The sequence below is a fragment of the Spirosoma sp. KCTC 42546 genome (assembly GCF_006965485.1).
Classification (GTDB): domain Bacteria; phylum Bacteroidota; class Bacteroidia; order Cytophagales; family Spirosomataceae; genus Spirosoma.
In genome coordinates this window covers 5,931,831-5,946,280 of the sequence record NZ_CP041360.1, presented here as the reverse complement: position 1 = coordinate 5,946,280, position 14,450 = coordinate 5,931,831, and the positions used below count along the sequence as shown (strand labels likewise).

At 44.3% G+C, this 14,450-nt stretch carries 6 protein-coding genes and 1 pseudogene; all 7 read left to right on the top strand.

Annotated features, from left to right (window positions below; all coding sequences use genetic code 11):
* The first annotated feature begins 269 nt into the window (after positions 1-269).
* The 7 genes and pseudogenes from EXU85_RS24555 to EXU85_RS24530 all read left to right on the top strand — a co-directional run bounded on the left by EXU85_RS24555 (position 270) and on the right by EXU85_RS24530 (position 14,415).
* A complete protein-coding gene (locus EXU85_RS24555; RefSeq protein WP_142774620.1) occupies positions 270-4,478 on the top strand; it encodes a PAS domain S-box protein in 4,209 nt (1,402 codons plus the stop codon).
* 228 nt (positions 4,479-4,706) lie between these two features.
* Entirely contained in the window at positions 4,707-6,578 is a 1,872-nt protein-coding gene (locus EXU85_RS24550) for a VWA domain-containing protein (RefSeq protein WP_142774619.1), read from the top strand.
* Between the two features lie 553 nt (positions 6,579-7,131).
* Complete coding sequence (locus EXU85_RS24545) at positions 7,132-8,514, top strand: metallophosphoesterase (RefSeq protein WP_142774618.1); 1,383 nt, start codon at positions 7,132-7,134, stop codon at positions 8,512-8,514.
* Positions 8,515-9,055: 541 nt separating this feature from the next.
* Complete coding sequence (locus EXU85_RS24540; protein WP_142774617.1) at positions 9,056-9,703, top strand: hypothetical protein; 648 nt, start codon at positions 9,056-9,058, stop codon at positions 9,701-9,703.
* 79 nt (positions 9,704-9,782) lie between these two features.
* Positions 9,783-10,013 carry a hypothetical protein gene (locus tag EXU85_RS35850; protein ID WP_246859228.1) on the top strand — a complete coding sequence of 77 codons (231 nt, stop codon included), beginning with the start codon at positions 9,783-9,785 and terminating at the stop codon, positions 10,011-10,013.
* A 60-nt stretch (positions 10,014-10,073) separates the two neighbouring features.
* A pseudogene (locus EXU85_RS35845) lies at positions 10,074-10,514 on the top strand (DNA/RNA non-specific endonuclease).
* 604 nt (positions 10,515-11,118) lie between these two features.
* Complete coding sequence (locus tag EXU85_RS24530; protein WP_168207863.1) at positions 11,119-14,415, top strand: PAS domain S-box protein; 3,297 nt, start codon at positions 11,119-11,121, stop codon at positions 14,413-14,415.
* The last annotated feature ends 35 nt before the right edge of the window (positions 14,416-14,450 follow it).

Genomic DNA, 14,450 nt, shown 5'->3' with positions numbered 1-14,450 from the left:
GATTGCCCCTAAATCAGCACAAATTAATTTTTCCATGGCTAGGTTGTCTTGGTGAAAAAATATGGATTAAGGAGTGAGTAGTTGTTATTCTCGACTTCTGTTGCCGCAACCTGTATTAATTTTTGCTTCAGGCACAAGCAAATAAACTATCACTTATAACTAGCGGATTGGGAAACAAAACAAATTTCCTGATCAAATAAATTTAACTACATATATGATTTTCATTTATACGATTGGAATACAAATGTGAGTAGAATTGAGAAACCGCCATGCCTAAAAAGAATTCGATGCATAAATCCGCACAAAAAAACGCAAAGGTAAAGAAGGGGTTAGTATTATCTACGTTGTCCATAACGGATTTTGAGAATTTGCCAGTCGGCATTATCGTATGTACTCCCCTGATAGATGATAACGGGGCTATTGTAAATTTAATTATTACCTATTGTAATCCATTTGCCTCAGCCTTACTTTCTATTGATTCGTCCAGAAAAAAAGCTCTTTTTCTGGACGAATCGCCTTACTTGAAATCACTTTTGAATCCAGCCTGTACTGTAATGGAAACGGGCATACCTTTTTCTGTAGAATCCTACGAGCCAAAAAACGGAAACTGGATAACGAGTTCAATTAATCGAACTAATGAACGCTGTATTATCTATTTACAGGATAATACAGCCAAAAAGAAGAATGAAAATAATTTACAGCGCAGACTACAGCTTGAATCTATTATTTCAGAAATATCCAGCCGTTTAATTAATATCAAACCTGCTAAGCTAGATGCCTATATTACTAAGTCATTGGGCCTGATCGGTGTATATACTGGTGCAGATCGAGCCTATCTCTTTAATTACTCGATAGATGGTTATTTTATGAATTGTGCCTACGAATGGTGTGCTGAAGGTATCGAGCCATTCCAGAAACAATTTCAACATGTACCCACGAATCGCTTCCCCTGGTGGCATCAGAAAATTGCAAACGAGGAAATTATTCTGATAACATCACTTGATGATTTACCGACCAGTGCCGCTCCTGAGAAAGAGAGTCTGAGGGCACAGGACATTCAATCATTACTGGTCGTGCCTATGATGTTCGACAATAAACTCGTTGGCTATATTGGGTTTGATACGGTTCGAAAACAGCGGCACTGGGATAAAAATGACATTGACTTATTGACTACTTTTTCTGGCTTGATTGTAACGACTACGGAGCGGGTTAGCCGTGAACAACTCCTGCAACGCACGAACGATCGGCTTGAGGGGATAAACCGAATTAGTAAAGCTCTGAAGAGAAGTAGTTTATTGGATGAACAGCCTGATCAGATTGCATTGAAATACATGCATGAAATGATTCCCTGTGAAATGGGAATTGTTTTTCGTATTGATCAGGATGGCCAGTTTGCATACGCAGAAAATAGAATGCGGAAAGGGAAATGGGAGTCATTGCCAAGAATCCGTGTTCTGGCTAAATATCTTTACTATGATACACTGTCAAACGGCCAGGAGGTTCTGTTAAATAAGTTACAACCAACTGGCTTTCCCGCCGATTTTAACCCTTACAAATGGGGTCATCGTTCTTTTTTGGCAATTCCGCTGTTTGCTCAACATCAATACGTTGGGATACTGGTGTTGCTCGACAAATCGCCTGATTTTTTTACCCAGGAATCTGTATTTATAGCCCGTGAGGTTGCCGATCAGTTATCCATATTATTATTCCAGGAAGAGGTAAATCTGCAGCTAACCAGGCAGGCCGATAAACTAAACGAAAATAACCAGTTTTTACAGGCTGTAATCGATAATATTCCTGCTGGATTAGCCCTGTGGCAGCCAATCCGCAGAAATGGATCCATTGTCGATTTTACATATTTATTAATCAATCCGGTAAGTGCAGCCATTACGGGGTTAAGCCAGGAAGAACTAGTTGGGCAATCCTATATTAGTCTGTTCCCACATGTTCTCAAAAATGGGCTATTTGATAAATTAGTCAGACGGGCAGAATCGGGAAAAACCCAACGTTTCCAGTTTATGGACAAACTGCCTGCGGGCGACTTCTGGGGTGATTTCTCACTGGTTTGGGTTGGAGACAACCTGTTACTGACCATAAATGATATCACGCACCTTAAACAGATTGAGGAACAGCTTCGACAAACAAACATTGGTTTAGAAAAGCGGGTAGCCGATCGAACAGCCGAAATTCAACAGCTTTCTGCCATGCAGCGGGCTATTCTGAAGTACGCCGGTCTGGCCATTGCGGTGAGTGATACAACTGGCGTCATCCAGCTTGTTAATCCGGCTCTTGAAGCCCTCATCGGCTACAAAGCCGATGAATTGATCGGGAAAGTAACCCTTGGCGCGCTTAGGGACCCCGAAATCCATCAACAGCAAATCGATCAGTTGAAGCCCGAAATGGACAACTCATCCCTGAATGGGGAAGAGCTAATTGCGGCTTATTTACGAGAGAATGATTTTCTACAGCGAGAGAATACCCTTTTAACTAAAGAGGGTAAACGTATACGGGTACTGTCAACTTCCAGCGGGCTCTATGATGACCAGGGTAAGCTGATCGGCTTTGTTGATTTAGCCACAGATATATCTACGCTAAAAGCTATTGAACAGGAGCTGAAACAGGCCAATCAGCGTATTCAACTGGCAACTTTAGCTGGTAAACTGGGCATTTGGGAGTGGAATTTAGGTACGAACGAGCTTGTACTTGATACGAATTTTTTCACCCTATTCGGCATGGCAAAAAAGCTTGAAGGCAATCGAATGAGTGATTTTGAGCGCCTGGTTCACCCCGACGATTTGCCATTGCTTTATCAACATATACAACAAGCCATTAAAGAACAAACCCCGCTAGATGTTGAATTTAGAGTTATTTTACCTAAAAGTAAGTCGATCCATTATGTAAAAGCGGACGGTTTAGTTCTTCAAAATGAACCAGGAAGAACGGACCGTATAATTGGGGTAATTCGCGATCAAACAGCCACGAAACGAGCGGATCAGGCCCTGAAAGAAAGCGAAACACAATATCGCTCGTTGGTTAACCACCTTAAAGAGGTTGTCTTTCAAATCAACACAGAAGGCCATTGGATTTATTTAAACCCTGCCTGGCAGGAGGTAATGGGCTTCAGTGTCAGTGAATCACTGGGTAAACCGTTTCTGGATTTCGTATTTCCAGATGATCGGGCGCATAATCAGGAACTATGTGAGCTGCTGCTAGCTCGTAAAAAAAAGTATTGCGAGCATGTTATTCGATATATTCATAAAGATGGGGGGTACCGGTGGATCGAAGTGTTTGCTCAGGTAACACAGGATCAGGACAATCAAATTACGGGAATAGCCGGAACGCTGACAGATATTACAGGCCGTAAAGAAGCAGAGGTAGCTCTTTTAGAAAGTGAGCAGCGGTTTCGTGATATTGCAGAAAATGTGGACGAGATATTTTGGATCCGAGACATTAATGAGCCCAGATTTATTTATATGAATCTGGCTTACGAAAAATTCAGCGGGCAAAATCGCCAGCTCTTGTACGAAAACCCATTTCTATTTTTACATTTTATCCTGGAAGAAGACCGGCAGAAAGTGATGGATTTCTTTCTGCATAAAGATCCAGACCTGGACTTTCAGTTCCGGGCCAGGCATCAGGACGGAAGTATTCGTCATTTAGGTGTTCGACTATTTACTGTCAAAAATGAAAATAACATCGTAACTCGCCGAATCGGAGTTGCTACAGATATTACTACGACTATTGAAAAAGAATTAATTCTGAACGAATCATTAAAAAAAGAACGAAATTTAAATGTACTTAAGTCTCAATTTATAACAACCGCATCGCATGAGTTCAGAACGCCATTAGCCACCATTAGTTCAAGTGTAGAATTGGTAAAACATTATATTGATAAAATAGACGAACTATCTTCGAAACCCGTAATTAATAAACATATTGAAAATATTTATCAAAAAGTTTTTCTACTCAACGATCTTATAGCGGATACACTAACAATCAGTAAGATAGATGAAGGTAAAATAGCATTTCATCCAGAATTGACAAATTTGGCGAGCCTTTGTGAAACTATTGTAAAATCTTACTTTGGCGATCGGCTGGATAATCGTTTTGTAGACTTTATAGTCAATGGCAATCCGGTAGACATCCTGATCGATAAAAAACTGATGGAGCATATTCTTACCAATCTTCTGGCTAATGCCTTTAAATTTTCGACAAAAAACCCGACCCTAAACCTTTCTTTTCAAAAGAAACTAGTCTGCATTTTTATTAAAGATGAAGGAATTGGCATACCTAAAAAAGACATGCCTAACTTATTTGGTAAATTCTTCAGGGCTAGTAATGCCAATACCTTCCAGGGAACAGGACTTGGTTTGGCTATCTGTCAGGAATATATAGCCTTGCAGAATGGCCGTATTGAGGTGGACAGTACAGAAGGAGTAGGAACAACCTTCAAGGTTACCTTTTCACTCGTACCCTGATTTTAGCTTGTCGTATCGGTAAATCTCACCTGACCAGGACTTCCTTCTTTAACGGCTCAGCGCTTTTAATGGCCTGTTTTCAATGCCTTTGTATTCGATTGAACAAGTTCGCTCGTGCGGCTGTGATGAATCAATAGGAAATGGTAAATTTATCACAGCCAAAACGTATCCAGGTAGATAGTGGCAGTGCGTTTTCGGAGAAGTAAGCTATCCTAAATTCCATAGACTATGAAAAATTTCATTGTATGCTGGCTACTACTGGGGTTAATCACCAGTACTAAGGCCCAATCCACTCAGGTACGAACTATTACGGGGACCGTAACCGAACAAACCTCGCGCAGTCCATTGCCGGGCGTGGTCGTAGGGATTAAAGGCATGAACAAAGGAACTACTACGGACGTAAAAGGCAATTACTCCATAGAGGTCCCTACAGGCGCTACGCAGTTGGTATTCAGTTTTGTTGGCTACCGAACGCAGGAGGTTGCCATTGGTAATCGGCAAACGATTGACGTAGCACTGGCTCCCGATGCTCAGGCCTTAAGCGAAGTCGTTGTGACCGGGTATAAGACACAAGCCAAACGAAGTATCACGGGTAGCGTTGCCACGATTGGTTCTCAACCCAGATTATACCGCCCCCAGTCTACTCCCTCAACAGAAAGCTACAAAGCCACTGAGGAAACGGGTTTTCAGGAGGTTCGTCAACAGCCCGTTACAACCTTCTCGGCCGATGTAGATCGTGCTTCGTACAGTAACATCCGCCGGCTGCTTAACAACGGCCAACGCCCTCCTAAAGATGCCGTTCGACTGGAGGAGATGATCAACTACTTCAGCTACCAATATCCACAACCGGCCGGTGAAGCGCCGGTGTCTATAACAACCGAACTGACTGAATCCCCGTGGAATTCAGGGCTGCAACTACTTCGGGTTGGGCTACAGGCCCGTCGTGTTAAAAATGACCAGCTTCCCCCATCAAATCTGGTATTCCTGCTTGATGTATCAGGTTCGATGGATGCCCCCAATAAACTACCTCTGGTACAAGCTTCCCTCAATCTACTCGTCGATCAACTTCGTCCTGTAGATCGAGTGGCTATTGTTGTTTATGCCGGAGCGGCTGGGTTAGTGTTGCCACCAACGCCTGGCAATCAACCCCAGCGCATTAAAGATGCCATCAACCAATTACAGGCAGGTGGCTCTACGGCGGGCGGGGCGGGTATTCAACTCGCTTATAAAGTGGCTATGGATAATTTGATAAGCAACGGCAATAACCGGGTTATTCTGGCTACCGATGGCGATTTCAACGTAGGCATTTCGGGGCAAGGTGAGCTACAGCGACTGATCGAACAGGAGCGGGAAAAAGGTATTTTTCTAAGCGTATTAGGCTTTGGAATGGGGAATCTAAAAGATGCTAATCTGGAAACGCTGGCCGATAAAGGAAACGGTAACTATGCCTACATTGATAATCTTCCTGAGGCACGAAAAGTATTCATTCATGAATTTGGGGGTACTCTTTTTACGGTAGCCAAAGATGTAAAACTACAACTGGAGTTTAATCCAACCTATGTGAAAGCCTATCGTTTGTTGGGGTATGAAAATCGACGGTTAGCTAACGAAGATTTTAAAAACGATCAAAAAGACGCGGGTGATCTGGGGGCGGGCCACAGTGTTACAGCCCTCTACGAACTGATTCCAGCCGGTGCCAAAAGCAAATATCTTCCGAAAACAGACTCGTTAAAATACCAGACATTTGTTGATACCAAAGCGTCTACACAATCGGGCGAATTGCTAACGCTTAAAGTCCGGTATAAACAACCTGCCGATTCTGTTAGTCAGCAACTTCAACACGTAGTTAAAACGCAGACTGTTTCATTTGACCGGGCTACGGCTGATTTCCGGTTTGCGGCTGCCGTCGCCGAATTTGGCTTACTATTGAGCGAATCCGCCTACAAAGGATCAGCGCGCTATGGGCAGGTGGTTAAACTGGCAAAGGGAGCCCTTACTGACGATTCAGAAGGGTACCGGAGCGAATTTGTGCGATTAGTCAAGACGGCCTCCGGGTTAACGTCATCAGGCGAGGTAGTTGATGAAGAGAAAAACGACTAGTACTTGACAAAAAATAGAAACTAAAATTGGAAGACTATCCGTCATAACGACCCGTTAACCTAATCGGTGGTCGGGTCGTTTTTGTGTTTTATACACATCTGTATGTCATCCAGGCGGCTTGCTACCTACAGGGGTGAGCAGTTCAAATACGCCCCTCGTATTCTGTATCGTTCTTTTTTGAGCGCTGATTTTTATATAGGTAAAACCATACTTTGCTGATCCATTAACAATACCGCTGAAGCCGGTTTTATAGACCAGTACTTGTAATTTTTAGCATATCTGGTTAAAGGAATAGGGATTTCCTGAGCGATTTAAACGTACCACTAGACTAGTGGTAACTGGCTGATTTACCGTAGTATGTGTGCTGAATAAACGGCAGGGATAAGTCGTTGCCCAGCGGATAAGGCCATATACAGTCGGGTACATGCGTAAGGTATCCGTTGGCTATATAGTAAATTATTGCCGAATGGCAGCGTCTCAAAATTTCACGTACACGATTGTTTCTCGCTAAATCCGATTTGTCCAGTTCGCTCCTTAACCTTCGTATCGCATCATGGTATTTACAGAAAAATTCGCCATTAATTTAGAAGATCAGCGTAACCAGCTCAATCTTGCCCAGGCTCTGGGCCTGAATTTAGGGCTGGGATTCGACCCCTCAATCTGGTCGTTCCTGAAAGATAGTGAACGCCAGCTTATTCAATTGATGGATGGCCCAACACCGCCTGAACCCGATGCCTCCGGAAATATAGAGTTTGGGTGGTGCCTTTATTTCCTAAATGGAATGATGCCTAATGTTCCACCTCTGATTCAATCTAGTCTTCAGGGCATTAAGTTGATTTTGACGAGTATAGGGGGTATGCCCACCAGCAGGATAACCTCAGCTCAATGGAAGCGTTGGTTAATTCAGTTAGACAGCGCGGGCGTACTAAAGGGCGATGGTACGTTGGTGTCAACGGCCCGCTACGCACTTATCGATCCAGGCTGGGCGCTTTCTCTGCTCAATTTTTTATCGCTTAAACTAGGTATACGAAAGATCGTACCGTTTAATCCAGTCGGGAAAACAATTCAGGTCACTCGCCCAACTCCCTTACGGATGGCGCTGTTTGGCGATTGGGGAACTGGGCCTTATCTGGATGGGAATTTAGCCGCCAGTCCTTCGCAACTGGTAATGCAGCAGATTCAAAAAAAGGCTCCGGATATGGCCGTTCACCTTGGCGATGTGTATTACTCCGGAATGGATGTTGAAGAGCATCTTAGGCTGGTAGATAGCTGGACGTATAAAGCACCTCTGGGAAATTTTACCCTAAATTCAAATCATGAAATGTATTATGGAGGACATGGTCTGTTCAACATTGCCCTCAATCCAGCTAGTACACCCTTATTTCAGGCGCAGGGTAGCTCGACGTTTTTCAGCGTTAGCTTTGGTAACTGGCTGATTCTGGGACTCGACTCTGCTTATAATGCCCCTCAACGTAACATGTACCTGGACGGAGCAATAACCGATCCGGCCCAGAAAAAACTGTTGAAGGACGCGGGGACTAGTGGAAAAAAAATCATGATTTTTACTCACCATAATCCAATAAACGAAACCGGAACGATCCAGAATAACCTGTGGAATAATGTAGTATCAGCCCTGGGGAAAAACCCAGACTACTGGTACTGGGGGCATGTGCATAATGGTATTGTGTATTCAGAAAAGTCAGCGGCTGGGTCCGTGAAGTGCAGGTGCCAGGGCAATTCCGCTATTCCAATTGGGCATGCCTCCTGGTACGATACGAATGCGAATATCTCCTTTTATACGAATTCGCCCCTTGGCGATACAGATCCTCGTAATGCATTGCGGATCAAGAATGGGTTTGCGCTATTGGAATTTGGCCAGGATACCGTTAAGGAGACGTGGTATTATCAGGATGGCACGCTTGCCTGGTCGTCTTAATCGACTGGCCAGCAAGTGCCAATAGCTCACCATAGGCAGTTTATACTATATGAGCCTCAGGTTACCTTAGGCTTCATTTGTGGTTAGACAATGGCAACTGGAACCAGCTAAACTAATAGCGGCTAATGACTATTATCGGACCAGTAGGGCGGCTCGGTTGGTTTATAAAGAAATTCCAACCGCTATGATAAACTAAACTGGCAGTGTAATATATGCCTAAAGCCCTAAGAAGGGCTTTAGGTGCTGTTGTTTGATTAGATCCAGAGGCTTGTTCAGGACACTTACTTTCCAATACAGAAAGTAATTATAGTTAATAGCCTATTGATAATCAATGAATTATTAATTGAAAATATAGATTAGGGTACAAATAGTGCACAAAATCTGCAAAACTAACTCTCAGTCTTACATTTAAACCTTATCCTAAACCAGATAGCAATTAACCGCTTATCAGAACGGTTAAGTACTTTTTTAATTGGTGAGCAGCGCATTGTGTTCAGGCAAATTCATTAAAACAGTTTGCCACACCATTCCGAACACATTGATGGACTACACAGAAAAGCTAGCTGCTAAGGTGATTGCTGAGCATGGGCTTGGCCGTACCACTAAGTACCGTTGGAAGAAGGAAGGAGAGATTCCAGATTTCTATTTTAAGGCCGGTTACAAAAAACCTGAATCATTAACTAAAAAGCAGCGTGAACAACAGGAGTTGATTTTGAAGATCATCAACGATCCGTTAATCAAACATACTGCCTTTGATGAAGACACTGCCTTTCTTGGTAAACTCGACGAGATGTACACATTACGCCGAGGGCAGAATGATACCAATCGTAGCCGCCAAGGCCGCCCCAACATACCAAACCTGAATTTTTCGTCTACCGAGCTACGCAAGATTATTATTCACTTGCAAAAAATGGCTACGGTGTTGAGTGAGCAGCTCGCGCTTGCCAATGGACAGCCTTACGAACGGCGGCAGGATACCCTAAAAGAACTGCTGCGAAGTCAGAAAGAGTTAACTGTTCGACAGACGGTGAGTGATATTGGGTCTCAGGCTGCAAACCGATGGCTTAACTTCGTAAAGAATGTACGTAGCCCGCTGCCTGATACAGATCGGCATATCATTGCCCATGTTTTTAGTAAGTTGCAGGATTTATTAGCCCTTATTAATTCGGCTATTAATCCAATCCAATAGCTGTTTGTTGACTTATTACATCTACTTTATCACGAACCTCTCCTCCGCTGTGTTGCTAAAAATTAATTATACCAGGTCGATGACATCGTATTCTCGATTCTGCGTTGGTCTGCTATTGTTCCTTTCATTAGACCAGTGTAAGCAAGCTTGTGTTCCGATTCCGGCCAATACAACGCCTACTCGTGACGATAATATGGCGATGGGTCATCCTGACGAAGCAAAAGCCTCAGAGTCCAGCCCGAACGCATATCTGATTACCCGTTCAACATACTCACTTTCTTATAACCAATCGACCGGTATAGCCCACTAGTGAAGCTGGCATCTGAGTTCAGCCTGGAAGGGAGTAGCTTCTCACTAAGTCGGTAACTTCATACCAGACCAATCACTACCTACTGGGTGGTATCAGGATCACCATGCGGATTATAAGAATACCGGCTTTGACCGTGGCCACCTCTGCCACTCGGGTGATCGGGATAGTACGGCATAGGAAAACAAGACGACTTTCATTCTAACCAACATCGTGCCCCAGGCACCTCAACTGAATCGGCAATCCTGGCTGCGACTGGAGGACTACTGCCGTAATCTAGTGGTTCAGGGTAATGAGCTATATATTATTGCTGGAACAGCGGGCAAAGGTGGTGAGTGCGACAGCGGAAAGGCTACAACTATTGCCAGTGGCAAGCTAACCGTCCCTGCTGCTCTCTGGAAGGTGATTGTGGTACTACCTGTGGGTACGGATGATGTGAACAGGATAAACGCACAGACGCGAGTTATTGCAGTCTGGATGCCGAACACGAATGCAACCGGCTAAGGAGCCTGGGAAAGCTATCGCGTTAGCATGGATGAGACGGTCAGCCGTTGCTGTGGAGAAGCAAACGGGGTATGATTTACTGTCAAATGTATTGGACAGTGTGCAACAAGTAGCTGAGTTAGGTATTGATAGAATTAATATTAAAACATAAAAATGCCCGGCGATTGACCGGCTTATTTTTAGTGAGCAATATGTGCCTACTTGACTCATGCCTCCTTCTAGTATGAGGCAAAAGGTGACAAAGGAACAACTCCAGCAGTCGAACACGCCTAATGATATATTTCTACTTTATTTTATAACACACATTGTTACCAAAATATATATTTTACTAATATTTACGAGCCTTTAATGGTAGATTGGTAAAAATATTCATCTTTTTTTGTCTTACTGGTTCGATTAGAGTAGGTTTTCAAGCCCACTTTAGGCTTAAAAATCAATCAACCTGATTAAACTGGCGAAGACATTTGTGTCAGCCGGACACTTCTTTTTTGAAATGCTTTTCATTCAACTTGTAAAATCGATTATGGGACATCTGGCTAGTTATCCAAGCAAAAATCAACACTTGTCAGGTATCTTTTAGCACTGGTATTAACGAATGATTATCATGGATAAGACTGATTTTGACGCTACGCTCCAAGCTCAACAATTGGAGACCTTTCAAGACGTAATCCCGGTGGCGGTCCTGCATTGTCAGCCCATTCTTCAGCATGATCAGGTTCTGGACTTTCGATACGTATGGGGGAATCGAATGGCGCATCAGATGTCCGCATTGAGCCCAGATGAGTTTGGCCAGATGACCATGCTTCAACTTTTTCCCAGCTTTGTAGATTCAGGTATCTTTAATCGGTATGTCCAGGTATGGGAAACAGGCGAACCACAACGATTCGAACGACAGCATCCCATTGGTGAGCTTATGCAATGGGTCGATGTATCGGTTAATAAAAAATATGAGGGACTCATTATTACCGCGATCGACATTACCCAGTCCAAACTAGCTCAGCAGACGTTGGAGCAACAAACTAAATTGCTGCAAAACATTGTCGAGCAGCTACCCGCTGGCCTTGTCCTATTTCATCCAATTCGCACTCCAGAAAAGGGTATTATTGACTTTTGTTATGGCTTAACCAACCCGGCTAATGATCGCTTGCTGGGCTATCCCACGGGACAACTAATCAACCGACATTTATTGGAGGTATATCCTTCTGCTCAGCAGCAAGGTACCTTTGGGCGATTGATTGACGCGTTTCAAACGGACGTTTCTAAGCATTACCAGACTCACTATCAGGCGGATGGGGTGGATTTGTGGCTGGATAGCCATATGGTTCGGGTTGATGACGGAGTATTGTTGATCTATACGGACCATTCGTCCCTTAAACAACAGCAACAAGTCTTACTGGAGCAGGCCGACCTGTTGCAATACAAAAATGAGCAGCTGCATCAGGCCAATAGGGCTTTGGAGCGAACTAATCAGCGGCTTCAAGGACTACAGGCCATTGAGCGGACACTACTCAATCAGAGTCTGACCGAGCAAGCACCCCAGGCAACTGCTTTGATACACGCCCGACAACTCATTCCATGTGAACGGCTGGTCGTTTATCAGTTTGACCTGACAACCGGTATGGCTCAGGCTAAAAGTTGGTTAGTTAATGGAGAAAGGATCGTCCGGGCGGGATCCCAACTGCCTATCCATCTCTTTGAGATTGAGCCACTCCTAAGTGGACAACCTCTTGTCATCGATCAGCTACAGTCCACGACGGCTGGTATCCCACCTGAACTGGCTCTATATGAACGTGGGTTTCGATCAATGATCATTATTCCCCTATTCAGCCAGCAACAGTATATCGGGGCTTTTGTGCTGATGGCCTATTCCTCTCATTTTTTTACAGCTGATCATTTGGAGATTGCTCAGGAAGTGGGGAGCCAGTTAGCCATTGTTTTACGCCAGCAGCAACTCAATCAACAGCTCCAGCAGTATACAGAACAACTTGAATTACGTGTTTTAGAGCGCACTCAGGAGATCCAGCAACTGTCGGCCCTCCAAAATGCCATTCTTAAATACGCGGGTCAGGCCATTATCTCAACCGATACCAATGGCGTTGTCATATCCGCTAATCCTGCCGTTGAGCAGGTATTAGGGTATCAGGCGGATGAATTGATCGGCAGGCATCCTTCGGCTCGGTTTGAGCCTTCTGAAACATCGCTGCCAATCCTGACTTACCAGGCTAAGGAAACAGATTTTAGGCCTTCGTTTTTATTGGAGCCGATCTTGCTCAAGCAAGGCTATTTTCAATCCGAATGCCTGATTGAAGGCAAACAGGGACAACGGGTGCCTGTCTTATTGACAACTAGTACACTACAAGATGAAGCCGGCGCAGTTACGGGCTTCGTAGGAATGGCCACCGATATTTCCTTATTAAAAGCAGCTGAACAGGCCTTGCAGCAAAAAAGTCGGGAGCTAACGATCTTCTTTGAAGGAGCTCTCGATATGTATTGTATTACCACCATGGAGGGCACTTTAACGAAGGTAAACCAGGCCTGGACTCAGACATTGGGTTATCGAATAGACGAATTGGAAGGGCATCGGTTTATCGAGTGGGTCCACCCAGACGATCAGGTTGCGTCCTGGCAAGTCTTCCAGCAACCGGTTATTGATGGATACGTGAACAGGTATCGACACAAAGATGGTCAGTATCGACTACTCCAATGGCGCGCGTATCGATATGAGGAGATCGTTTATTCGTCAGCCCGTGATATTACCGAGTACGAGAAGGCTCAGGAAGCATTGCGGGAAAGTGAACAACGGTTTCGCGAAATTGCCGAAAATGTGGATGAGGTCTTTTGGATTCACTCAGCGGACTCATTCCAGCTATTATACATCAATCCGGCCTATGAACGGGTATTTGGTATTGTGCCGGGTGGAGATACCAACGGTTCCAACTCGTTTCTGGATACCATACTGGAGGAAGATCGCCATCGGGTGATGGTCGAGTTTGACAAATACCGACAAGGACAAGAGGTGAGAGTGCAATGTCGGGTGCAGGGGGCTCACCAAACAATCCGGTGGCTGCAAATTCGCACCTTCATCATGAATGATTTACACGGAGTTCCACTTCGCTATATCGGCATTGCCAATGATATTACCAGCCAGAAAGAAAAAGAATTGGTTTTACAGCAGTCACTAGAGCGGGAACAGGAGTTAAATCTCCTCAAATCACAATTTGTCTCCACGGCCTCCCACGAGTTCAGAACCCCCCTAACGACCATCCAAACCAGCGCTGATTTGATTGGGATGTACCTGGAACAACCGCCAGCGGTTGCTACCCCCTTCATTCAAAAATACCTGGGGATAATTGCCAGTCAAATCCAGACTATGAATGGACTGCTCTCGGACATACTCAGCATCGAAAAGATTGAAGCCGGGAAAATTATATTTCATCCTGACTGGGGCGACGTTCTGACCCTTTGTCAACAGGTTGTTGCCAGTCATTTTAGTCACCAACCCGATCAACGAAGAGTTCATATTTCGGTGGAGGAAACACCTTACCGTACTTATTTTGATAAAAAACTACTTAGTTATGTATTGATCAATTTGCTATCAAACGCCTTTAAATTCTCGAAAGATGATCCCAGCTTAACGATTCGTTTTCTGAAGAAGGAGTTGATTATTAACGTCATCGATACGGGAATAGGCATACCGGTTAGCGATTTGCCCGCTTTGTTTCAGACGTTTTTTCGGGCCCGTAACTCCGCCACTATTCCCGGAACGGGGTTAGGGCTGGTTATTGCCCGGCAGTATGTGGAGCTCCACGGCGGTAAACTTTTGGTTCAGAGTGAAGAGAACAAAGGCACCACGTTTACCATCATACTACCCACTGAACCAGGCCCTCAAGCACTTATTTAGGCGTATTAATAGTCTGCACCATTTCTATCTAATGA

Excerpts from the sequence above, each read along its gene's own strand:
- EXU85_RS24555 (WP_142774620.1), top strand. The coding sequence starts at position 270 with ATGCCTAAAAAGAATTCGATGCATAAATCCGCACAAAAAAACGCAAAG.
- EXU85_RS24550 (WP_142774619.1), top strand. The coding sequence starts at position 4,707 with ATGAAAAATTTCATTGTATGCTGGCTACTACTGGGGTTAATCACCAGT.
- EXU85_RS24545 (WP_142774618.1), top strand. The coding sequence starts at position 7,132 with ATGGTATTTACAGAAAAATTCGCCATTAATTTAGAAGATCAGCGTAAC.
- EXU85_RS24540 (WP_142774617.1), top strand. The coding sequence starts at position 9,056 with ATGGACTACACAGAAAAGCTAGCTGCTAAGGTGATTGCTGAGCATGGG.
- EXU85_RS35850 (WP_246859228.1), top strand. The coding sequence starts at position 9,783 with ATGACATCGTATTCTCGATTCTGCGTTGGTCTGCTATTGTTCCTTTCA.
- EXU85_RS24530 (WP_168207863.1), top strand. The coding sequence starts at position 11,119 with ATGGATAAGACTGATTTTGACGCTACGCTCCAAGCTCAACAATTGGAG.